18 protein-coding genes are annotated in these 22,861 nt (G+C 40.5%); 9 read left to right on the top strand and 9 right to left on the bottom strand.

From position 1 onward, the window contains the following. Window positions 1-128: 128 nt before the first annotated feature. Window positions 129-977, top strand: coding sequence for a MurR/RpiR family transcriptional regulator (locus tag HWV01_RS04555; protein ID WP_045111479.1), 849 nt, complete (start codon window positions 129-131; stop codon window positions 975-977). Window positions 978-1,156: 179 nt separating this feature from the next. Then, a complete protein-coding gene (gene pyk / locus HWV01_RS04550; protein WP_211674270.1) occupies window positions 1,157-2,593 on the top strand; it encodes a pyruvate kinase in 1,437 nt (478 codons plus the stop codon). A gap of 160 nt (window positions 2,594-2,753) precedes the next feature. Here pyk and HWV01_RS04545 read toward each other — a convergent pair whose 3' ends face one another. The 3 genes from HWV01_RS04545 to HWV01_RS04535 form a co-directional block, all read right to left on the bottom strand. After that, window positions 2,754-5,042 (bottom strand): acyl-CoA dehydrogenase, encoded by a 2,289-nt coding sequence (locus tag HWV01_RS04545; protein WP_211674269.1) that lies wholly within the window; start codon window positions 5,040-5,042, stop codon window positions 2,754-2,756. Window positions 5,043-5,127: 85 nt separating this feature from the next. Then, on the bottom strand, window positions 5,128-5,775 hold the full coding sequence (locus HWV01_RS04540) for a TetR/AcrR family transcriptional regulator (protein ID WP_067039865.1): 648 nt from the start codon (window positions 5,773-5,775) through the stop codon (window positions 5,128-5,130). A 305-nt stretch (window positions 5,776-6,080) separates the two neighbouring features. After that, window positions 6,081-7,589, bottom strand: coding sequence for a fumarate hydratase (locus tag HWV01_RS04535; protein ID WP_211674268.1), 1,509 nt, complete (start codon window positions 7,587-7,589; stop codon window positions 6,081-6,083). Window positions 7,590-7,885: 296 nt separating this feature from the next. Between HWV01_RS04535 and pabB the strand changes: the two genes are divergently transcribed. Next, window positions 7,886-9,280 (top strand): aminodeoxychorismate synthase component I, encoded by a 1,395-nt coding sequence (gene pabB / locus HWV01_RS04530; RefSeq protein ID WP_211674267.1) that lies wholly within the window; start codon window positions 7,886-7,888, stop codon window positions 9,278-9,280. 112 nt (window positions 9,281-9,392) lie between these two features. Continuing rightward, window positions 9,393-9,962 carry a CoA pyrophosphatase gene (locus HWV01_RS04525; RefSeq protein WP_211674266.1) on the top strand — a complete coding sequence of 190 codons (570 nt, stop codon included), beginning with the start codon at window positions 9,393-9,395 and terminating at the stop codon, window positions 9,960-9,962. 40 nt (window positions 9,963-10,002) lie between these two features. On the opposite strand, the gene hemF is transcribed toward HWV01_RS04525, so the two are convergent. The 3 genes from hemF to HWV01_RS04510 all read right to left on the bottom strand — a co-directional run bounded on the left by hemF (window position 10,003) and on the right by HWV01_RS04510 (window position 12,636). Beyond that, window positions 10,003-10,905, bottom strand: coding sequence for an oxygen-dependent coproporphyrinogen oxidase (gene hemF, locus HWV01_RS04520; RefSeq protein WP_211674265.1), 903 nt, complete (start codon window positions 10,903-10,905; stop codon window positions 10,003-10,005). 152 nt (window positions 10,906-11,057) lie between these two features. Continuing rightward, on the bottom strand, window positions 11,058-11,822 hold the full coding sequence (locus tag HWV01_RS04515) for a ParA family protein (protein ID WP_211674264.1): 765 nt from the start codon (window positions 11,820-11,822) through the stop codon (window positions 11,058-11,060). 34 nt (window positions 11,823-11,856) lie between these two features. After that, window positions 11,857-12,636 carry a DeoR/GlpR family transcriptional regulator gene (locus tag HWV01_RS04510; protein ID WP_211674263.1) on the bottom strand — a complete coding sequence of 260 codons (780 nt, stop codon included), beginning with the start codon at window positions 12,634-12,636 and terminating at the stop codon, window positions 11,857-11,859. A 234-nt stretch (window positions 12,637-12,870) separates the two neighbouring features. Between HWV01_RS04510 and HWV01_RS04505 the strand changes: the two genes are divergently transcribed. The 4 genes from HWV01_RS04505 (at window position 12,871) to HWV01_RS04490 (ending at window position 16,733) form a co-directional block, all read left to right on the top strand. Next, a complete protein-coding gene (locus tag HWV01_RS04505) occupies window positions 12,871-13,146 on the top strand; it encodes a hypothetical protein (RefSeq protein WP_211674262.1) in 276 nt (91 codons plus the stop codon). 126 nt (window positions 13,147-13,272) lie between these two features. Further along, entirely contained in the window at window positions 13,273-14,250 is a 978-nt protein-coding gene (locus HWV01_RS04500) for a DUF2333 family protein (RefSeq protein ID WP_211674261.1), read from the top strand. Window positions 14,251-14,381: 131 nt separating this feature from the next. Then, window positions 14,382-15,206, top strand: coding sequence for an SDR family oxidoreductase (locus tag HWV01_RS04495; RefSeq protein ID WP_211674260.1), 825 nt, complete (start codon window positions 14,382-14,384; stop codon window positions 15,204-15,206). A 36-nt stretch (window positions 15,207-15,242) separates the two neighbouring features. After that, window positions 15,243-16,733, top strand: a complete 1,491-nt coding sequence (locus tag HWV01_RS04490) for a carboxypeptidase M32 (protein ID WP_211674259.1) — start codon at window positions 15,243-15,245, stop codon at window positions 16,731-16,733. A 66-nt stretch (window positions 16,734-16,799) separates the two neighbouring features. On the opposite strand, the gene HWV01_RS04485 is transcribed toward HWV01_RS04490, so the two are convergent. From HWV01_RS04485 to norV, 3 genes are all read right to left on the bottom strand, one after another. After that, entirely contained in the window at window positions 16,800-17,672 is an 873-nt protein-coding gene (locus HWV01_RS04485; RefSeq protein ID WP_211674258.1) for an AraC family transcriptional regulator, read from the bottom strand. A gap of 412 nt (window positions 17,673-18,084) precedes the next feature. Further along, window positions 18,085-19,248, bottom strand: coding sequence for an NADH:flavorubredoxin reductase NorW (gene norW, locus HWV01_RS04480; RefSeq protein WP_211674257.1), 1,164 nt, complete (start codon window positions 19,246-19,248; stop codon window positions 18,085-18,087). Then, window positions 19,245-20,744 (bottom strand): anaerobic nitric oxide reductase flavorubredoxin, encoded by a 1,500-nt coding sequence (gene norV / locus HWV01_RS04475; protein ID WP_211674256.1) that lies wholly within the window; start codon window positions 20,742-20,744, stop codon window positions 19,245-19,247. Before norV ends, norW begins: the two co-directional genes overlap by 4 nt. 182 nt (window positions 20,745-20,926) lie before the next feature. Here norV and norR point away from each other — a divergent pair, with 182 nt between their 5' ends. Beyond that, the gene (gene norR / locus HWV01_RS04470; protein WP_211674255.1) at window positions 20,927-22,468 is read left to right on the top strand and encodes a nitric oxide reductase transcriptional regulator NorR; all 1,542 of its coding nucleotides are present in this window, start codon (window positions 20,927-20,929) and stop codon (window positions 22,466-22,468) included. Window positions 22,469-22,861 lie beyond the last annotated feature (393 nt).

Below are 22,861 nucleotides of genomic sequence, written 5' to 3'. Positions count from 1 at the left end.
ACTTACTTCATATTTTTTACATAATTCACGTAATAAATATCCATCAAGGCTTATAATGCTGCTATAGATTCGCATTTACCTTCATTACTTTATCATGCGCCCATTGCGGAGCTTGCCAGGGAAATATCATGAGTATGCTCGAAAAAATAATCCAAAATTTAGAAATATTCAGTAAGTCTGAAAAAAAGGTTGCTGATGTTATTCTAGAATCTCCGCAATCAGCTATTCATTCAAGTATTGCGACACTTGCCAAAGTTGCAGATGTAAGTGAACCGACAGTTAACCGTTTTTGCCGTCGTCTAGATACCAAAGGTTACCCTGATTTTAAATTACATTTAGCACAAAGTTTGGCTAACGGTACCCCGTACGTAAACAGAAACGTAGAAGCAAACGATGGTCCTGAGGTTTACACGCAAAAGATCTTTGAAACGACTATCGCTCACTTAGACTCAGCAAAAAACAGCTTAGATCCAGAAGTGATTAATAAAGCGGTTGATCTACTTATTCAATCGAAACAAATTTCATTCTTTGGCTTAGGTGCTTCTGCATCGGTTGCCCGTGACGCTGAAAATAAATTCTTCCGTTTCAACGTACCCGTCATTTGTTTTGATGACATTATGATGCAACGCATGAGTGTAATTAACAGTACTGAAGACTCGGTAGTGGTATTGTTCTCACATACAGGCCGTACTAAAAGTATGGTTGATGTGGCGAAACTCGCACGTGAAAATGATGCAATCGTGATTGGTATCACTGCTCAGGACTCACCGCTAGCAGAATACTCTAATCTGGTTATTTCACTTGATGTAATGGAAGATACGGACGTATATATGCCAATGGCATCACGTGTCGCGCAATTGGTACTGGTTGATGTACTGGCGACAGGTTTCACATTACGTCGCGGTGAAAAGTTCAGAGAGAACTTGAAGAAAGTAAAATCCGCAATCAAGGATTCACGCTTTAACAAAATAGATTAATCTCAAAATGGCCGCTGATATGTGGCCATTTTTATTTCCCCTATCACTTTTTTACTTATTTTTGTCACCAAACGGTAATCAAGCCTTTGCATACTAATACGATTTAAGATCACCTTTTGTCTGACAGTATTTAAATAACATACTTTAAAATATCATCTCATTATTCATATGGAGTCATTATGTTACGTCGTACTAAAATTGTAACCACCTTAGGTCCAGCAACAGATCGCGATAATAATCTAGAAAAAATTATTCTTGCTGGTGCCAATATGGTACGTATGAACTTTTCTCACGGTAACGCCGAAGACCATATCAAGCGTGCCGAAGACGTTCGTGAAATTGCTAAAAAACACAATAAACACGTGGCTATTTTAGGTGACTTACAAGGTCCTAAGATCCGCGTATCTAAATTTACAGATGGAAAAATCCAATTAAACCTAGGTGATAAATTCTGCTTAGATGCCACATTTGATAAAACGGCAGGTAATAACGAATGCGTTAGTATCGATTATCCAGAGCTAGCAAATGATGTTTTCGCGGGTGATGTTCTGCTACTTGACGATGGCCGTGTGCAATTAAAAGTAACCGACATTAAAGGTCAGCAGATCCACACAGAAGTAACTGTAGCGGGCCCATTATCAAATAACAAAGGTATCAACAAGCAAGGTGGTGGTTTGTCTGCTGAGGCGCTTACTGACAAAGATAAAGCAGATATTCTTACCGCAGCTAAAATTGACGTCGACTTTATTGCGGTTTCTTTCCCGCGTAACGGCAATGATATCAATTATGCGCGTGAACTTGTTCGTGCTGCTGGCTCTAATGCTAAAATCTGCGCCAAAGTTGAGCGTGCAGAGACTGTAGCAACAAAAGAAAGCATGATAGATATCATTCTAGCATCTGACGCAATTATGGTTGCACGTGGCGATCTAGGCGTTGAAATTGGTGATGCTGCACTTGTGGGTGTACAAAAATCACTGATCCACTTATCACGTAAATATAACCGTGTCGTGATCACCGCAACACAAATGATGGAATCAATGATCAATAGCCCAATGCCAACACGTGCAGAAGTGATGGACGTGGCAAATGCGGTTCTTGATGGTACGGATGCGGTCATGCTATCTGCAGAAACAGCAGCCGGTGACTTCCCTGTAGAAACAGTGAAAGCAATGGCAGAAGTATGTTTAGGTGCAGAAACACACCCAAGCATGAATGTCTCAAACCACCGTATCGAGTATACATTCGATTCAATTGAAGAAACCATTGCGATGTCGACGATGTATGCGGCGAATCACTTAAAAGGTGTAAAGGCTATTGTTGCATTGAGTGAGTCAGGTACTACGCCATTATTGATGTCACGTATTAGCTCAGGCTTACCGATCTTCTGCTTGTCTCCACATCAAAAAACATTGAATGCAACAGCCCTTTACCGTGGTGTAACCCCACTACTATTTAACACGGAAGGCTTATCTCAGGAACAAATCATAGAAGGTACTTACGCGGTACTTAAAGAAACAGGTCAAGTGCAACCTGGTGATATTATCTTGTTCACATTAGGCGATAAAATGGATACTGTTGGTTCAACCAACACCAGTAAAATCCTAAAAATAAAATAACGGTATTCCTGTACTCAATGAGTCCAGCACTAATAAAAGGTTAAGCGTCGTTTTATAATAATGCTTAACCTTGTAGAAAATAATACAGACATAAAAAAACCGAGACTACTATATAAGATAGCAGTCTCGGTTTTTTTTTCATGAGTGGCGCAGTTAAAACTTAAGCTACTTTATCGTCTTTTATTACTTTTGAAATACCCGCAAACTCTTCTGGAGTGAATGAGTCAACGTTAATCGCAGCAAAACGTAGTTTATCAGCAGCAAGTAGTTCGTCTGCTTCAACTTGTGTAATGATACCTTTTTCAACAGCAAGTGGCGCTGCAACGTTTGCAGCTAACTTACGCGGTATTGTACCTTTAGATGCAGCAATTGCGATTTTCTTCTCGATAGGCTGAACTTTGTACATCGCTTGGAACGCAGCTTCCATATCGAACATTGCCGTGTTTGCATCTTTCTCGTCACCAACATAACAAAGGTGTGTTAGACGGTCACGCGCTTCGCTTGGTTTAAGCAGTACTTCACAAATTTCTTTTGCAATATCATCAGCAGGCATTTTGTAGCTGATGCCGAATGGGAATACCACAACTTTAAGTGTATTAGCAATCGCTTTGTTACCGAAGTTTTGGAAGAAACCAGAAAATGCTTTACCAATTTCAAACAAGTTACGTTCGATAGCCCAAGACAGCATAGGTAAATCTTCAGCTTGACGACCTTGCTCTTCAAAATGTTTCAAGGTTGCAGATGCAAGGTACAAGTTACTTAGTACATCACCCAAACGTGCAGAAATCATTTCACGACGTTTCAAGTCACCACCAAGCACAAGCATAGATACGTCAGCACACAATGCTAATGCTTTACTCATACGCGTAAGTTGCTTGTAGTATTTCTTCGTTGGACCCGATACAGGCGCAGAATTTAACATGCCGCCAGTCAGACCTTGGCCTAATGCACCAAAGAAGTTTTTCGTACCAAAGGCAATATGCTTAAACAATAATTCATCAAATTGCGCTAATGCTTCTTTTTCATTTGGATTTGCAGCCGCTTGTAATTCACCGAGTACATATGGATGACAACGTGTTGCACCTTGACCGAAGATCATTAGGTTACGCGTAAGGATATTTGCACCCTCAACCGTAATCGCTACCGGAATACCCCAATAAGCGCTGGCTAAATAGTTCTTAGGACCACACTGAATACCGCTACCAGCTTGTATATCAAGTGCATCATCAATAACAGTACGCGCCATTTCAGTCATGTGGTATTTAGAGATTGCCGTAACAATCGCAGGACTTTGACCGAGATCTAGTGCACCAGTTGTAAATTTACGCGCTGCTTCAAGTTGGTAAGTTAGTCCACCAATACGAGCAAGCGACTCTTGCACACCTTCAAATTTACCAATTGATAAACCAAACTGTTTACGTACATATGAGTAAGCACCCGTCATACGCGCAGTTAAATGGCCACAAGCACTGCCTAGAGCGGGTAAAGAAATACCACGACCAGCAGATAGACATTCAACCAACATACGCCAGCCTTTACCAACCATTGGTGCGCCACCAATAACCCAATCCATAGGAATGAATACATCGTCACCATAAGTGGTACCATTCATGAATGCCAGACCCATTGGGAAGTGACGGTCGCCAATTTCAACACCTTCGTGTGACGTTGGGATTAATGCACATGTAATACCGATATCAACGTTGTCACCCAGTAGACCATCAGGATCTTGCAGTTTAAATGCCAGACCAAGTACAGTTGCAACAGGTGCTAACGTAATATAACGCTTACTCCACGATACGCGGATACCAAGCGTTTCTTTACCTTCAAATTCTTCTTTAACTACGCGACCCATATCTGGAATACCACCAGCATCAGAGCCAGCTTCAGGACCAGTCAGTGCGAAACATGGTACTTCAGTACCGTTTGCTAGACCTGGTAACCAACGATCTTTTTCTGCTTGTGTACCGTAATGTGCAAGTAATTCGCCCGGACCTAATGAGTTAGGAACCATTACTGTTACAGCCGTAGATAAACTACGTGTAGCAATCGTTGTTACAATCGTTGAGTTAGCGTAAGACGAGAATGCTTTACCGCCGTATTCTGTTGGAATGATAAGCGCAAAGAAGCCGTTTGATTTAATGAAATCCCAAACTGGTTTTGGTAAATCACGATCTTCATGAACGATTTTATAATCATCCAGCATCGACATTAGTGTTTTAAGTTCGTTATCAATGAAGCTTTGCTCATCTTTAGTTAACTTAGGCGTTGGGTAGCTAAGCATTTTATTCCAATCAGGATTACCTGCGAATAAATCACCATCCCACCACACACTACCAGATTCCATTGCTTCCTGCTCTGTTTGTGAAAGCGGAGGCAAGATGCTCTTAAACACTTTAAATAATGGTGCTGTGATATTATTCTTTCTAAACTCACTCATTGCGCTCATAACGATTTCCTTTTGTTTCACTATTTTGATGCTGTATTTACAACTTTGGATTTGAATTCACAACATCCAAATAGCTAAATTGCATCTACATGCTTGTAGTTTCTGTTGAGGTATTCATTCCAGATGCCAAATAAGGGATCACTTTACGAATTAGTCCCTCGACATCAATATCTTGATTAAAATCTGCTTTCGCAATATCCATCAATGCGCCACTTGAGCCCATCGTAAATACTGCTGTACCCAAGGTAAAATGTAATCGCCAAAAGAGTTCTTGCGATGACAACGCTGGGTTCGCTTTCAATAAAGCCTTAGTTATGTTGGCTAAGACTTCACCGTAATGCGTTGTGGTGTACCAACGTAAATGCCCTTGCTCATCAGTATAACTTCGACCAAGCAACTGCATAAAAATCACGGTACCATTTTTACTTTGTTGTTCTAACGCTAATAGCGGATCAACAAAACTGTTAAACACATCTAACAACGATGGTTTTTCAGCTTGTGCACATAAGGCCGTTAACTTCTCATTTAGCAGGGGCATGAAGAGTTCGAGATGTCGGGCGATAACCGCCTGAATCAATTCTTTCTTAGAACCAAAATGATAATTAACCGATGCCAAATTCACACTTGCTCGTGTAGTTATCAAGCGTAAAGAAGTATCTGAAAACCCATGTTCAGCGAACAAACTTTCGGCTGCATCGAGAATGCGAGTTTTTGTATCCAACTTACTAACCATAATTAACCCTTTTTAAACGAACGTTTTAAAATTACGTTCTGACGGACTAAATGTCAATACAATGTAAACAAATGTTTGAAACAAATGTATTGAACTTGTCCTAGTTCGCATTTTTCTACGTATACAAAATTAAAAATACTCACTAGTGGGTAGCTACAGTGAGGGTTTTAAAGATAAACACGAGCGCCGATATTTATCTTCTATCCCCTAAAAATAGCACACTTAAAATGAATAAAGCGCCAACCTAAGTTGCCGCTTTATGCATATTCAAACAATTTTTAAAACACTAATGCGTTATTTTCGTGTTATTCATTAAGTTTTATTTTCCAGATAGCTGGACCTTCGACATGTGCAGATACACCATTGGTATCCACTGCAACTGTCATCGGCATATCAACAACATCAAATTCGTAAATCGCTTCCATACCTAAGTCTTCAAACGCGACAACACGTGACTTCTTAATCGCTTTTGATACTAGGTACGCAGCGCCACCAACAGCCATCAGATAAACGGCTTTATGCTTCTTGATACTTTCAACAGTTGCAGGACCACGTTCTGATTTACCGATCATGCCTAATAAACCCGTCTGTTCTAACATAGTATCGGTAAACTTATCCATACGTGTTGCAGTTGTTGGACCAGCAGGACCGACGACTTCATCACCCACAGCGTCAACTGGACCAACGTAATAGATAAATCGGTTAGTAAAGTCTACCCCTTCTGGCAAGCCTTCACCTTTATCTAACATGTCTTTAATACGTTTATGCGCCGCATCACGACCTGTTAAGATCTTACCTGATAATAGAACCGTTTCGCCGGTTTTCCATTCGAGTACTGACTCAGGTTTGATATCATTAACATTAACACGACGAACGCTATCGCTTACTTCCCAAGTCACTTCAGGCCAATCTTCTAATTTAGGTACATGCAATTCTGCAGGACCAGAACCATCAAGGATAAAGTGAGTATGGCGTGTCGCTGCACAGTTCGGGATCATAACGACAGGTTTTGATGCTGCATGAGTTGGGCAAGATTTAATTTTAATATCCAATACCGTCGCCATTCCGCCTAAACCTTGCGCGCCGATACCGAGTTTATTTACACGGTCAAAAATGTCTAAACGCATTTTTTCATCCGTTGTTTCCGCACCTCGCGCCATCAACTCGTGGATATCAACCGGTTCCATTAATGATTCTTTAGCCATGACTGCCGCTTTTTCAGCAGTACCACCAATGCCTATACCTAACATACCCGGTGGACACCAACCAGCGCCCATCGTAGGTACAGTTTTTTCAACCCAAGCTGCAACGTCATCAGACGGGTTTAACATCACCATCTTACTTTTGTTTTCAGAACCGCCGCCTTTCGCTGCGATCATCACTTCAACTTTCGCGCCAGGTACCATTTCGACATGCACTACGCCTGGTGTATTATCTTTGGTATTTTTACGTGCGCCAGCAGGATCAGCGACAATTGAAGCGCGGAGTGGGTTACCTTCAAATCCATAACCACGACGAATCCCTTCATCAACCATTTCTTGCACTGTTTGATCCGTTTCCCACTGCACATTCATGCCGATTTTAACGAAACAGGTCACAATGCCAGTATCTTGACAAATTGGACGCTTACCTTCCGCTGACATACGTGAATTAATGAGGATTTGTGCAATCGCATCTTTAGCGGCTTGGCTTTCTTCTGCGTTGTAGGCTTTTTCCATTGCTTGGATAAAATCAAGCGGATGGTAATATGAAATGTATTGTAGCGAATCTGCAATACTGTCGATAAAGTCCGCTTTACGGATAACTGTACTCATGGTCAACTCCCTTTTGCTTACTCACTGTGCTAACTAATTATTATATTTATCATATTCAAAGCCATGGATCGGCCTCAAAATAGCTAGCAATAAGATATCTAGTTCTAATTTTGCCTCTATCATACCTTTGCTGATCACTTCTCTCCACTAAAAACTATGCTTAATCTATACGAAATAACAACAGCCGCACAACTTTATAGCAACACAGAATTCAGTTTATATCACCTTAGAGCCAAGATTAATCAGGCGATTTATGATAATCTGCGCGCATCAAAATTGAGGGATATGCTGTACCGATGAAAACACTTGTAATAAAACCAATCGCCTTTCCTAGCAATGGCATTCACTCACTTTTTTCCCCGCTAAGTACCGCCCCTTGGTCAATTTTACTCGAGTCAGGTTCTGTAGATCACATTGATAGTCGTTTCCACATTATTGTGGCGGATCCGATTGCCACCCTAGTCACAGAAGGTACCCAAACAACCATTACTCAGGCCAGTGGTAAAACCGTCACCACCGACGATTCATTTTCAGTATTACAAACCCTAAACCAGCAACTTATTGGCGACATAGCCCCGCATAAACTGGATGTTGATTTACCTTTCATTGCCGGTGCGCTGGGTTATTTTGGTTATGACTTAGGCCGAAATATTGAGAAAATTGACAACCTTGCTAATGACGATCTGAACTTCCCAGATATGGCGGTTGGTTTATATGATTGGGCGATTGTCGTTGATATAAAGCAGCAACAGGCATGGCAAATACAATTTAGTGACAATGCTGAGCAGGCTTGGCAAGATCGTTATGATTGGTTAGTGCAACAAGGTGTAGGTAAACAATTATCAGCCAAAACAACTGCAACAACGTTTGAATTAAAAAACAGCTGGTCCTCTAATATGTCAGAGCAGGCTTACCATCAAAAATTTGATCAAATCCAGCAATATCTACGATCGGGTGATTGTTATCAAATTAATTTAGCCCAACGCTTTAACAATCAATATCAAGGCGATGAATGGCAAGCATACTGCACCTTAAGTCAGCATAATAAAGCCCCCTTCTCGGCATTTATGCGCCTCGAAGATAAAGCGATATTGTCTATTTCGCCAGAGCGTTTTATTCAAGTTAAAGATACGCAGATTGAGACAAAACCAATTAAAGGCACCCGCCCACGCAGCCAAGACCCGAGCATTGATCATGCAAACGCACTGGCATTGCAAAGTGCAGAGAAAGACCGTGCTGAAAATTTAATGATTGTCGACTTATTACGTAATGATATTGGTAAAATTGCGGTACCAGGTTCGGTCCGAGTTCCTAAATTATTTGATGTCGAGAGTTTTCCCGCAGTCCATCATTTAGTAAGCACGGTCATCGGTCAGATGCCCGCAGACAAACAACCAAGTGAATTATTACGTGCGTGTTTCCCTGGTGGCTCAATCACTGGCGCGCCAAAAATAAGAGCAATGCAAATTATTGAAGAGTTAGAACCCCATCGCCGTTCATTGTATTGCGGTAGCATCGGTTATTTATCGGCACATGGGCATATGGATACCAGTATTACTATCCGCACTCTATTGTGTGATAGCGGTGAGATATATTGTTGGGCTGGCGGTGGTATTGTCGCAGACTCGGTAGGCGAAGAGGAATATCAAGAAACATTCGATAAATTAGCGAAAATATTACCTATACTTTAAATGAGGTATCCAGTATTTTAGTTAATGAACATAATAAATCAGTGAATAAACTAAAATACTTATTTCAAGATTATAGTACTTCATTTCAACTTAATGAGTTGCAAGGACGCGTATGGATATTAATTCTTTAACTTCACGCTTTGTACTGTCGCCTAGCAGTAAATCGGTGAGTAAATTATCCAAAATGTTTACGCCTGCGGCCGTGCTATTTCCTATTGTCGAACGAGAGCAAGAACTAAATCTAATTCTAACTCGTCGTGCGTCACATCTGCGCCACCACAGTGGTCAAATAGCGCTGCCAGGCGGTAAAACAGAAAAAACAGATAGTTCATCCATCGCCACCGCATTACGTGAAACCCATGAAGAAATTGGTATTCCAGCCAATAAAATTACTGTTTTGGGAACACTGCCTAGTCGACCAACGATTAGTCTCTATTATGTCACCCCTGTCGTTGCCTTGATCGACAGTGATTACCAATCCAGGATTGACCCCAATGAAGTCGATGAAATTTTTGAAGTGCCGTTATCTTTCCTGCTCGATGATGACAATCACATTATCGAAAAGAGTTTATTTAAAGGTAAGTACCGTGAAGTGACTTTTATGCCTTGGGGTAAATATCCGATATGGGGAACAACAGCGGCGATAATTAAAGATTTTTCGAAACACATTCGTTCGAATTAAACGTTAAAACCACGCCGTTAAGCGTGATCCTAATTAAAAACTATAGCCAAGTCCGAGGTTCTGAAACAACATCAACTAACGCTTGTTGCGCTTCATTCTGCGGCTCTAGATCATCATAGTGCCAACTGGCAAGCGGAGGCATAGACATCAAAATAGACTTCGTTCTCCCCTTGCTTTGCAGACCAAAAATAGTGCCACGGTCAACAATCAAATTAAATTCCGCATAACGGGTGCGACGGAACAATTGGAACTCGCGTTCTTGCTCTGTATACGGCTGATTTTTGCGTTTAGCAATAATTGGCGCATAAGCTTGTGTATAACCCTTAGCAACAGATTCAATAAAGCTTAAACTTTTCTCAATGTCCCACTGATTCAGGTCATCATAAATAATACCACCAATACCACGATATTCTTCACGGTGTGGCATATAGAAATATTCATCTGCATCTTGTTTGAACTGTGGGTACAGCTCATCACCAAATGGAGCAACAGCATCACGCGCCACGGTATGAAAATGACGAGCGTCATCTGCGTACAAATGAATTGGCGTTAGATCAAAACCACCTCCCAACCACCAGTGCTGTTGACCGTCATTATCTGTCACCATAAACATGCGTACATTGGCGTGACTTGTCGGTGCATGCGGGTTACGTGGATGAACCACTACCGACACGCCCATCGCTTGATATGACATACCGGTAAATTGTGGACGTTTAGCCGATGCAGCCGCCGGTAATTTATCACCGCTTACCATCGAAAAGTTTACACCCGCGCTTTCATATACTTCACCGTCGCGTAATACACAACTAGTGCCCAGACCAAGATGACTAGTCCAATGATCAGCGATAAACTCGCCGTTGGTTTCTTCAGCCTGAAAAGCCGTGATAATTGATTGTTGGATATTACGAAAAAATGATTCTAGGTCATTAATACTAACTGACATAACTACCTTGCTTATCACTTAAACAGCAAACATTGAGGCCGAATGCTATCTAAAAAGATGATTAATAAAAATACACTCACACAGATGAGTATGAAAAGAAATCAAACTGCTTTAGCTTAAGGTTCACCCCTCAGCCAAAGCAATTGGAAATATTATGCAGAGATCTCAGCGTAGAGATCGCAAAATTGCAGTGTCACTTTATGCTTAGGCGCACAATTGATCAAGGGCTGAGAAATATTATGTGATTCTTTTACTTTCACGGAGCTGTGAATCAGGGTATTTAAAATCGGTAAATTTTCCGATCTTAATTCTGCAACCAGTTTTTTTGGTAAACTAGCTTGCCCTTGGTACTGGTTAACCACAATCCCTTCTACCCGTAATTTATCATTATGATCTTGTCGTGTTTCTTCTATATTGGCTAATAAACTATATAAACCACGACGTGAGAAATCATCACAATCGAAGGGAATTAAACAAGTATCCGCGGCAATCAAGGCCGACAAACTATAAAAGTTAAATGCTGGCGGAGTATCGATATAAATTTCATCGTAATCACGCCTTAATTTCACCATAGCATCACGCAATTTATAGATTTTATGGCGTTGTTCTAATTTAACAATCAATTCACCAAGCAATTCTGACGCTGGCATAATGGCAAGATTAGGAAATGCCGTCTGCACGATAAAGTCATGATAAGGTCGCCCTTTCATAATAATATTTAATGTCTGCTCAAAAAACTCAGCAGCACTAAAATCAACCTTATAATCATTTCCTAATAAATAGGCACTGGTATTACATTGACTATCTAAATCAATAATAAGCGTACGCTTACCTTCTGATGCTGCGATAGCAGCCAAATTACTACAGATCGTAGATTTACCTACGCCACCTTTTTGATTAAAAACAACACGGATCACGAGACACTCCCTTCTCTAATAATTATTTAATAGTTTAACTCTCTAACGTTGATTTACAGACTATCGACTCGACCTGATGTAACAGCAATAACTTCGCAAGTTCTTCTGGTGGTTCGATATCAGTAAATAGTTTATTAACTTGATTCACATTACCAATGTTAACCATAGCATTACGACCGAATTTTGTGTGATCAACAGGTAAAAATACCTCTTGTGAACATTCGATGATAGCTTGTGTCACGCGCACTTCTTGATAATCGAAGTCGAGTAATGAACCATCCATATCTAAACCACTGATAGTCACAATACCGAAATCCATTCTAAATTGCTTAATAAAGTCGACAGTTGCTTCACCAACAACACCTGCGTCTTTGTTACGCACTTCACCACCAGCCACAATCACTCTAAAATCAGGTTTCTGCATCAAAATCGTCGCAACATTCAGGTTGTTGGTAACAATTCGTAAATTAGTATGGGTAAGTAATGCGTGCGCTAAGGCTTCCGATGTGGTACCGATATCAATAAATAACGATGAACCATCAGGAATTCGCTCCGCCATCGCTTGTGCTATTTTCATTTTACCTTTAGCTGTTTTTTGTTTACGGTTAACGTATGAATCATTAACCACACTGCTTTCTAATAATGAAGCACCACCATGATGACGGCGAACCAAGTTTCTTTCAGCTAATTCATTTAAATCTCGGCGGATTGTTTGAGGGCTGACTGAAAAATGTTCAACTAAGACTTCAGTACTGACAAACCCTTCTTCTTTAACCAGCGAAATTATTTTTTGATGACGTGTATTTTGTCTCACATCTTTCTCCCTGCTACCCCTAATGTAATTATCGAAAGGGAGTTAAAATTTACACTTAGTTTATATCATATTTACACCCGTAAACCTGAAAAATAGCGTCAATAAACAAAGTTTAACCTCATTTTGAGATATACTAATGGCAGAACATCAATAATTGCAAGTTGCCATCAACAAGTTCAACATTGCAAGCAACCTCTATATTCAAGTAACTAAAATACAATGAGACTATAATAAATGGCTTCAGATCCCGATAAATTACTTAACAAGCATCCCGGATTAACCCATTCAGAACTCCAAAAAGTCACTTCTCATGTACAAAGAGAAAAAGACGAATGGTATCTCAATACTGTCATGATAGAAGGCCACAGCGTACCTTTCAAATTTAAACGCAAAAAGCCTTATAGATCATTAACCGGCGTATACGTCAATCTGACTTACTACCCTGAGGTCGAAGACGTCGCAGGATTCAAAATAGAAATTATGCATGTGGTCAGAATAAAAAAAACATAAGGTGTTTTTATGTAAGTATTGGTATGTATTTTTTTATATTGTGATTAGGCTTGTTGCAGGCATTTCAGCGAGTTACACTAGAGTAAATATTACTAAACTTAATGTATGATTCGAGGGAACGACCAGATGAGTAAATCTAAAATCATTGCAGGTATTGCAGCTGTCGGTATTATCTTTTATGCAACTTCAGTTTATTGGAGTATTGAACCAGATAATTTCAGTCCAACACAAGTCACGGAAGAGTTAACTAAAAACAATACTGATATTGCGGTAGGTTCTTACACCACCGCCACGCTGATTAAAACACTCCAAACATTAGATGACAAAAATGGCGGTTACCTCAGTAATTCAATATTACCACCTGCAGTTTTGATGGATAACATGCCATCATGGGAATATGGATTATTAGAGCAATCGCGTGATCTGATGTTAGTATTACGTCGTGACTTAAGCCGTTCACAAACGCAGTCAACTGAAAATAAAGACCTACAAAAAGCACACGGTTCGTTAAACGTTGGACACACACGTTTGTTCCCAACTAATGCCAATTCTGAATACAAAAAGACAATTGTTGAACTTCAAAAATACCTAGATAAATTAAATGATTCGCAATCACAAAATGCACAATTTTATGCGCGTGCAGATAACCTTGCTGAATGGTTTAAACAAGTAGAAAAACGTCTTGGTTCATTATCACAACGTTTAAGTGCGTCAGTTGGTCAATACCGTATCAATACTGATTTATCGGGTGATCTTGGCGCTGAGCAATCCACACTCACAGAGTCAGGTTCTACCGTTAAAACACCATGGTTAGAAATCGATAATGTATTCTGGGAAGCACGTGGCTCTTCTTGGGCACTATATCACTATTTAAAAGCAGCACGTATTGACTTTAAAGGTGTACTCGAAAAGAAAAATGCCTTAGCAAGTGTTGATCAAATCATCCTTGAATTAGAAGCATCACTTCAGCCTGTAAGCAGCCCTATGATTCTAAACGGCGCTGGTTTTGGGATGTTTGCTAACCACTCTCTGGTAATGGCAAACTACCTGTCTCGTGCTAATGCAGCCGTAATTGACCTACGTAGATTACTAGAACAAGGTTAATAACGAACTTTGAGTATCATTAAGCCTGTAACAGTGTTATGGGCTTTTTTGTGTCTGAAATTCATGACAAACTACAAATTCATAAACCATTTATTATGCGTTAAGCACAACGCAACGTGGAGATATCAGCAATGCAAACAGTATTAATTACCGGCGCTTCAACAGGGATCGGTTATCACGCTGCTGTCACCCTGAAAGCGGCAGGTTATCGTGTTTTTGCAACAGCGAGAAAGACGCAAGACGTGACGAGGTTAATTGATCAAGGTTTTGAAAGTGTGCAACTGGACTTAAGTTCTACAGCCTCTATTACTGCTGCGGTCGCACATATAACCCAACTCACTGCTGGCAAGATTGATGTGCTGTTTAATAACGGCGCTTACGGTCAACCTGGCGCTGTCGAAGATTTACCAACAGATGCGTTGCGTGTTCAATTTGAAACCAATGTCTTTGGCTGGCACGAGCTAACCACACAAATTATCCCATTAATGCGCGCCAATGGCCGCGGCCGCATTATTCAAAATAGCTCAGTTCTAGGTTTAGTGACGATGAAATATCGCGGGGCATACAACGCAAGTAAATTTGCGCTAGAAGGACTAACAGACACGTTAAGACTGGAGTTATTAGATACCCCAATCAAGGTATCACTTATTGAACCCGGCCCTATTGTAAGCCAATTTAGAGCCAATGCATTGTCAGCCTTTCAAGCCAATATTGATATCGAAAATAGTATCCACAGTGCTGATTACCAACAGCAAATTAGTCGGTTGGGTAAAAAAGACGTCAGCAACCAGTTTACTCTAGGCCCAGAGGCAGTAACTAAAGCACTTATTCATGCGATCGAAAGCAAAAATCCGAAAATCCGTTATTACGTAACCTTTCCAACCTATTTATTTGCCTTGTTAAAACGTATTTTACCCTTTAGAGTATTAGATAAAATATTAGCTAAATCAGGCTAACATTCCCCTATTTATAGACTCAACCTTGGAGTTAACATGACAACTAGTTCAGCATATGAAGAGTTATCTAAGCACTTTAAAAAGATACATAACCTAAGCCACTTATCTTCTATTTGTGGTTGGGATCAAGCTGCTATGATGCCAGCAGGCGGTAATGAAGCACGCTCTGAAGCAATGGCCGAACTAGCCGTCATGATCCACCAGCAAAGTACCGCACCACAACTTGCCGGCTTAATTAACCAAGCGCAAACTGAAAACCTGTCAAGTGAGCAACAAGCCAGCTTGGCAGAGATCGACCGTAGCTGGCAGCAAGCTAACGTTGTACCGGAAGAACTTGTCTCGGCAAAATCGTTAGCAGGTTCTAAATGTGAACACGCTTGGCGTACCCAGCGTAAAGAAAATGATTGGGCAGGTTTTGCTAAAAATTTAAAAACAGTCGTTGAGCTGTCACGTGAAGAAGCCAGTATTCGCGGCCAAGCAAACAACTGTAGTAACTACGATGCCTTGATGGATTTGTACGAACCGGGCATGACTAGCGCCCAACTGGATCCTATTTTTAATGACGTTAAATCATGGTTACCAGAATTAACCCTCGCTGCACAAGATAAGCAAGCCTCTAATAACGTCATCATGCCAACAGGTCACTTCCCGATTGCCGCACAACAGCAACTGGGCTTAAAAACGATGCAGATCCTCGGCTTTGATTTTAACCATGGTCGTCTTGATGTATCAACTCATCCATTCTGCGGTGGTGTATCTTCAGATGTACGCATAACAACGCGATACGAAGAAGATGACTTTACCCAGAGTTTGATGGGCGTTGTCCATGAAACGGGCCACGCACGTTATGAGCAAGGTCTACCAAAAGCATTGAACCATCTACCAGTAGGCCAAGCGCGTTCGATGGGCATTCATGAAAGCCAAAGCCTGTTATTTGAAATGCAATTAGGTCGTAGTAAAGAGTTTTTAACCTTACTGACACCAGAAATACAGAAGGCTTTTTCAGGTACAGATAAGGCTATTTATAACCCGCTTAATCTAAGTCAGTGCTACACACGAGTGAAGCCAGATTTTATCCGTGTTGATGCAGATGAAGTCACTTACCCTGCACATGTGATGTTACGTTATGAAATCGAACAAGCACTGATGAATGGCGATATTGAAGTGGATGATATTCCAGAATTATGGGCCCTTAAAATGCAGCAATATCTTGGTGTAGATACCAAGGGTAATTACCGTAATGGCTGTATGCAAGACGTGCATTGGACAGATGGCAGCTTTGGTTACTTCCCATCTTATACATTGGGCGCAATGTATGCTGCGCAATTCATGGCGACAATTAAGCAAGAAATGGATGTGCCTGCAATCATTACTAGCGGTGATTTATCACCTATCTTTAATTGGCTTAAAACTAACATCTGGCAAAATGCATCACTGTTAAGTACCAATGATTTAGTGAAAAAAGCGACAGGTGAAACATTAAACCCTGCGCACTTTAAAACGCATCTACAGGCGCGTTATTTGTAATGCCCATTTAGTTTAAATTAATAAACTATAAAAAGGCCGCGACTTCAAGTTCGCGGCCTTTTAGTTTTATTTACCATCATCTAACAGTTTCAATGCTTTTCGGTAGCTATTTGGGGTCACGTGCTTATAGGCTTTAAACTGACGATTAAAGTTGGCTTGATTAAAATAACCTACTTTTTCCATGATTATATTTATTGGTAATTGAGTGTTAACGAGCAGCTCACAGGCAACATTTAACCTAATTTTCATCAAGTGTTGTGAAAAACTTTCTTTATAATGTTTGAAGAAAAACCGTCTAATAGTACTCTCGCTAACATATAAATGACGCGCTAAGTCCGCTTGATAAATAGGACGCTGAAAATTTTTAAGAAGAAACGTTTCTGCCTTTCTAAGCTTATTTTCAACGTGATTATCCGAATCACCTTGAGCGGTCTTTCTCAATAACAATGGCGTTTGCTGTTCATCATCAATTAAAAGCGAAAAAACACGCATTAAAGTTGCTAATTGCTCAACGGGATTGAGTAATAACACGTCATCTAGCAACAAGAAAACTTGCTCTGCAGTCGTCTGTGAAAACTGTATGCCTTTTTGCGCTTCGCTTAAAACAGAACGTAATGGTTTTAGTTCGCTGCAGCAATAGATTAACTGTTCGATCCATTCTTTTTTAAACCATAACACGTGCGTTTCACAACGCTGCGATATCGGCAGTTTATCAGAGCAAAATGCATGTGGGATACTTGGCGCTAATAATACCATGTGATTATGATCGATATCGCTGCAATAGTTTCCAATAAGACTTAGCCCATTAAAATTGCGGTGTATGGCAATTTCATATTCTTCATGTTGGTGCCAATCAAATTTTTTTACCTCTTCCAATACTTTCTTATACCGCCAAGACACTCCAATACGTTGCGGCACCTTCTCAATATATTCTTTCATATGCTTGTCCTATAGAACAATAATACTGATTAGTACTAATAAGTAATAATAACGTAACTAATGAGCGAATAGTATTGCTATGTGGATGGGTAACACTCATGTGCTGTCGCCAACAGAGTAAACTTGAAAGTAAGTGAACGACTCAACTGGAGATAATAATATGAATGCTTTAATAAACAGAATTAATCAACTAATTATCGAAAACCGTAGTGAATGGATTGGACTAATCACCTATGGATACGGTATTGACAGTAACGATGCTCTCAAGTACTACGGATACACATCAATAGAAGATTATAGCCAAGACTTGATAAAATACTTTTCTAATAAACCGCACTGATTTAATCGAACAAGCAACAGGGTGATGACTTACCGCCTGTTGCTTTCAATCTTAAATTTTTTAAGAATCGTCTTACACTATTTTAGCCACCTGGGGTACGTTAGGTAACAAGCGTAATAACTTAAACGCTTCAGGCATGTTTGCCTGCGTCACCACAAAACCCATTAACACCTCATCGCGATCAAAAGCCTTTGCTGTCATTCCCGAGGTAGTCAATTCTACTTGCCAACGCGCATCCTCCGCAGTGGTATTCCCACCTAATTGAATAGGATATAGCGGCGTTTTAACTTTGACTAACATCGCTGGAAAAATCACATTCGTCGCGGCATTCGTTAGCGTTTTTGCTAACGCATTAGCACTGAGTATTATTGGCTGTAAGAAAGCCAAATGTTTACCGTCAATCTCAGCGCAATCGCCAATTGCAAAAATATGTGGATCGTTTGTTCTTAATTGCTTATCAACAACAATACCACGATTGACCGCGAGTCCAACCAGACTCGCTAATGTAGTATTAGGTTTCAAACCAGCAGCACACACCACACTATCAACCTTGGCGCTATATCCGCTCTTAAAACGAACCTCGATACCAGTATCCGTTTTTGTCATCTTGCTGAGTTCATTACCCAGCTGCAGCTTAACTCCCTGCCTTCTCATTGCTTGATACAGCTGAGATGATATAAATTCAGGTAGTAAATTAGGCAGTAATGAATCTGACCGGTCGCTTAATATCACATCATAATGAGCGATAGCCAAATCCATCGCAATTTCAGTTCCAACTAAACCAGCGCCAACAACTAATACAGATTTAGCATTCGCTAATTGTTCCTGTGACTGCTGATATTCATCCAGACTGTTCAGCGTAATAATCTCTTTGGCAGCATCCCCATCAACAAATGGCACAAACGACTGTGCCCCCGTAGCAAGTATTAAGTTATCGTATGCTATCTCGATGCCGTGACAACTCACTGTTTTTTCCGTGCGATTGATTTCATCAACATAGGTATTTTTCATCAGGGTGATATTATATTCAGCCGAAAAATCTATCCCGCTTTGCTTAACCATATCTTGCGCAGTCAGTTTTTTGCTAAATACATGGCTCAGTTCCGGTTTTACATAATCATCACCACTGCCAGCGGTGATCACAATAATTTCTTGTTCCTTGCTTAACCGACGAATTGATTTAACTAATTGATAAGCAGCAAACCCACTGCCTATGATAACGACGGATGAACTCATGCTGCATCCTCAGTTTTTATCTCTTCAAACACATCTTTACCTAAACCGCACTCGGGACAAAGGAAATAATCAGGTACGTCTGACCACGCTGTACCCGGTGCAATATCTTGATTTGGTTCTCCTTGCGCAGGATCGTATACCCACTGACATACCGTACATAACATCGAACTCTCAGCATCAAACTGTGCCACTGCACTTTCTGGTATTGACTTTTCAACTGCAACGGTCTGCGAGGATTGTTCTAGTACAGCTTGATTTTTTACGGGTGCGGGTACGACTACATCTGCAACCGTATGATTTGTTAGCGCCCATTCTTTCGCTAGCGTGCGTCCATATTCACGGCATGCTAATATCGCTTTACCATCTGGTTTCCATTTTGTTTTAAGGCTTGGGTAAGCTGCAAAGCCCGCTTCATGCAGTCGGTTTTCAATACGATCAATCGCCCCACCAGTCCAACCATAACTACCAAATGCCGCCGCTTTTTTATTTTTAAAACGCAGACCAGTAATCTCTTCAAGCATGGCGGCAACTTTAGGCATCATCACATTATTCATCGTTGATGAACCCACTAAGATGCCTTTGGAAATAAAGGCATTCGATAGAATTTCATTTTTATCATGACGTGCCACATTGAATACTTTCACCGCAACATTACTATCCACCTCATGAATGCCCTGTGCAATAGCATCCGCCATCGTACGAGTATTATTCGACATAGAATCATAAAAAATAGTGATGCGATCTTCTTGATATTTACCTGCCCACGCCAGATATTGTTCAATAATCTGAATAGGATTATCACGCCACACAACACCGTGTGCAGTCGCGATCATATCGACGGGTAAATTAAAGCCTAATATTTCTTTAATCTTAGCGGTAACGAGAGGGCTAAATGGAGTAAGAATATTGGCATAATAACGTAAACATTGATCCATTAACTCTTTCGTATCTACTTCATCATTGAATAAACGCTCATCACAATAATGCTGACCGAATGCATCATTACTAAACAACACCGCATCACCGGTCATATACGTCATCATACTGTCAGGCCAATGCAACATGGGGGTTTCAATAAAGACCAACTGCTTACCATTACCTAAATCTAAACTATCACCCGTCTTAACCACGTTAAAATTCCACTCGGGGTGGTGGTGGTGACCGGTAATTGAATCAATCGCATTTTCTGTACAATAAATAGGGGTGTTCGGTATTTTATTTAATAACGCAGCTAATGCACCTGCATGATCTTCTTCAGCATGATTAATCACAATGTAATCAATTTTGTTAAGGTCAATTTCCAGTTCTAATTGTTGAATAAATTCGGAGCAGAATTTGTGGTCAACCGTATCAATCAGTACCGTCTTTTCCTCTTGAATAAGATAACTATTATAACTCGTGCCTTTTTCTGTTTTAAATTCAGTACCGTGAAAATCACGCACTTCCCAATCACGCTGTCCAACCCAAGAAATATTATTTTTTACATGAATAGCCATATTGTATTCCAATTAAAGAGTTAACGAATTTATATCGCCTCTAAATTGCAGGTACCATGCCAAAAGTTAACGAGTTGATTTTAAAGGAAACAGCCAGATATCACTGTCATGATGACTATCTTTACATATTGTCATTATGACTATAGACTGTCGATAAGACAGTATTTAATATGGCTGACATTATGCAAACTAGTACTAAAGACCTTATCCATATCGCCTTAGATTTAACAACCAATATCTCCAGTCAGGATCGTTTCGAACGCCTACTTACAACAATGCGTAGGCTATTCAACTGTGATGCATCTGCGCTATTAGAGTTTAAGGGACTGCATTTCAAACCCTTAGCAATTAATGGCCTTAATCCTGACGTATTGGGCAGGCAATTTAATATCAGTGAACACCCTAGATTAGAAGCCATTGCCAGAGCAGGTGATGTGGTTAGGTTTCCCGCAGACAGTTCTCTGCCCGATCCTTATGACGCCCTGATTACCTCACATGAAGGTAATTTGCATGTACATGCCTGTGTCGGATTACCTTTAATGGCAAATCAACGCCTAATTGGTGCTCTTACCCTCGATAGTTTTGACCCCCACCAGTTTGATAACTTCAGTAATGATGAACTACGTACAGTGAGTGCGCTTGCAGCTGCAACACTTAATATTGCATTATTGATGGATGAACTGGAAAAAGCGGCAGGCGATATGACAGAATCAGATCCCGCCAAACATCAACCCCAAAGTAACACTGAAATTATTGGTCAATCCGCGCAGATCCAAGCCTTAAAAAAAGAGATAAGCGTGGTTGCCAGCACCGATATGACCGCATTAATCTTAGGGGAAACAGGGGTTGGTAAAGAATTAGTTGCCACCGCAATCCACCAGCAATCTTCTCGAGCCGACAAACCTCTGATATACCTTAACTGCGCAGCTTTACCAGAATCTATTGCAGAAAGTGAACTATTTGGACATGTAAAAGGCGCATTTACCGGTGCGATAAGTAACCGCAGTGGTAAGTTTGAATTAGCAGATAAAGGCACCCTATTTCTTGATGAAATTGGTGAGTTAACCCTGACTTTACAAGCAAAGCTATTACGGGTATTACAATATGGTGACTTACAACGTATTGGTGATGACCGTAATTTAAAAGTCGATACGCGCATCATCGCAGCAACCAACAAAGACTTGAAAGAAGAAGTACTGGCTGGTCGCTTTAGAGCAGATCTTTATCATCGCCTTAGCGTATTTCCCATTACAGTATCACCGCTGCGCGAACGTGGCGAAGACATTATATTATTGGCTGGTTTTTTCATTGAACGCTGTCGCAGCAAACTGCAATTAAGCCACCTGAGTTTAAGTTCCACCTGCCAAGCTATACTGATGAATTATCCATGGCCAGGTAATATCAGAGAATTGGAGCACAGTATTAACCGCGCTGCGATTCTGGCCAGAGCAGAAGCTAAAGATGAATACGTGGTGCTTCAACCTGCACATTTTAAGCTTGAGCATACACTAGTTGAAGTAACTGATATGATTGAGCAGCCGACAATGTCTGCCACCAACATCCCCGTCGATAATTTACGTGACGCGACCGAGCAATTTCAACGACAGTTAATCAATAACGCGCTTAAACAAAATAACAATAACTGGGCAGCGACAGCACGCCAGCTTTCAGTCGATGTAGGGAATTTGCATCGATTAGCTAAGCGGATTGAATTGAAACAATAACAATTGAAAGAGTAAAATTGCAAAAGTAAAAAGGCCGCACATTTATATTAATAAACATGTGCGGCCTGTTTTTCAGTATAAAAAACTCAATCAACAACTACTTCATTGGTAGAGATATCTGTCTTAGTGATACCGTACCAGGAACTAATTCCAGCGTCATTTCAGCAGCTCCGTCACCATCATTATCAATATCTAGAATAATGACATCGATCTCTATGTGATTTTTGTTTAATAAGATAATTTCCATACGACCATCATCTAAAAATTCAATAGGACCTTGCAGATCCATCGTGATTGGATAACTGTGTAAGTTATGCGGAAGATCTAATGTCACATGCATGTTAGGCGAATCCATATAGACATCAAGCTCGATAGCAAAATTAAGCTGCTGAG

The sequence above is a fragment of the Moritella sp. 5 genome, assembly GCF_018219455.1.
GTDB lineage: Bacteria > Pseudomonadota > Gammaproteobacteria > Enterobacterales > Moritellaceae > Moritella.
Note: the sequence above shows the minus strand (reverse complement) of the source record. Positions and strands in the feature narration are given on the sequence as shown.

What these genes read in the sequence shown, in the direction of transcription:
- HWV01_RS04555 (WP_045111479.1), top strand. Translation starts at nt 129, where the DNA reads ATGAGTATGCTCGAAAAAATAATCCAAAATTTAGAAATATTCAGTAAG.
- pyk (WP_211674270.1), top strand. Translation starts at nt 1,157, where the DNA reads ATGTTACGTCGTACTAAAATTGTAACCACCTTAGGTCCAGCAACAGAT.
- HWV01_RS04545 (WP_211674269.1), bottom strand. Translation starts at nt 5,042, where the DNA reads ATGAGCGCAATGAGTGAGTTTAGAAAGAATAATATCACAGCACCATTA.
- HWV01_RS04540 (WP_067039865.1), bottom strand. Translation starts at nt 5,775, where the DNA reads ATGGTTAGTAAGTTGGATACAAAAACTCGCATTCTCGATGCAGCCGAA.
- HWV01_RS04535 (WP_211674268.1), bottom strand. Translation starts at nt 7,589, where the DNA reads ATGAGTACAGTTATCCGTAAAGCGGACTTTATCGACAGTATTGCAGAT.
- pabB (WP_211674267.1), top strand. Translation starts at nt 7,886, where the DNA reads ATGAAAACACTTGTAATAAAACCAATCGCCTTTCCTAGCAATGGCATT.
- HWV01_RS04525 (WP_211674266.1), top strand. Translation starts at nt 9,393, where the DNA reads ATGGATATTAATTCTTTAACTTCACGCTTTGTACTGTCGCCTAGCAGT.
- hemF (WP_211674265.1), bottom strand. Translation starts at nt 10,905, where the DNA reads ATGTCAGTTAGTATTAATGACCTAGAATCATTTTTTCGTAATATCCAA.
- HWV01_RS04505 (WP_211674262.1), top strand. Translation starts at nt 12,871, where the DNA reads ATGGCTTCAGATCCCGATAAATTACTTAACAAGCATCCCGGATTAACC.
- HWV01_RS04500 (WP_211674261.1), top strand. Translation starts at nt 13,273, where the DNA reads ATGAGTAAATCTAAAATCATTGCAGGTATTGCAGCTGTCGGTATTATC.
- HWV01_RS04495 (WP_211674260.1), top strand. Translation starts at nt 14,382, where the DNA reads ATGCAAACAGTATTAATTACCGGCGCTTCAACAGGGATCGGTTATCAC.
- HWV01_RS04490 (WP_211674259.1), top strand. Translation starts at nt 15,243, where the DNA reads ATGACAACTAGTTCAGCATATGAAGAGTTATCTAAGCACTTTAAAAAG.
- HWV01_RS04485 (WP_211674258.1), bottom strand. Translation starts at nt 17,672, where the DNA reads ATGAAAGAATATATTGAGAAGGTGCCGCAACGTATTGGAGTGTCTTGG.
- norW (WP_211674257.1), bottom strand. Translation starts at nt 19,248, where the DNA reads ATGAGTTCATCCGTCGTTATCATAGGCAGTGGGTTTGCTGCTTATCAA.
- norV (WP_211674256.1), bottom strand. Translation starts at nt 20,744, where the DNA reads ATGGCTATTCATGTAAAAAATAATATTTCTTGGGTTGGACAGCGTGAT.
- norR (WP_211674255.1), top strand. Translation starts at nt 20,927, where the DNA reads ATGCAAACTAGTACTAAAGACCTTATCCATATCGCCTTAGATTTAACA.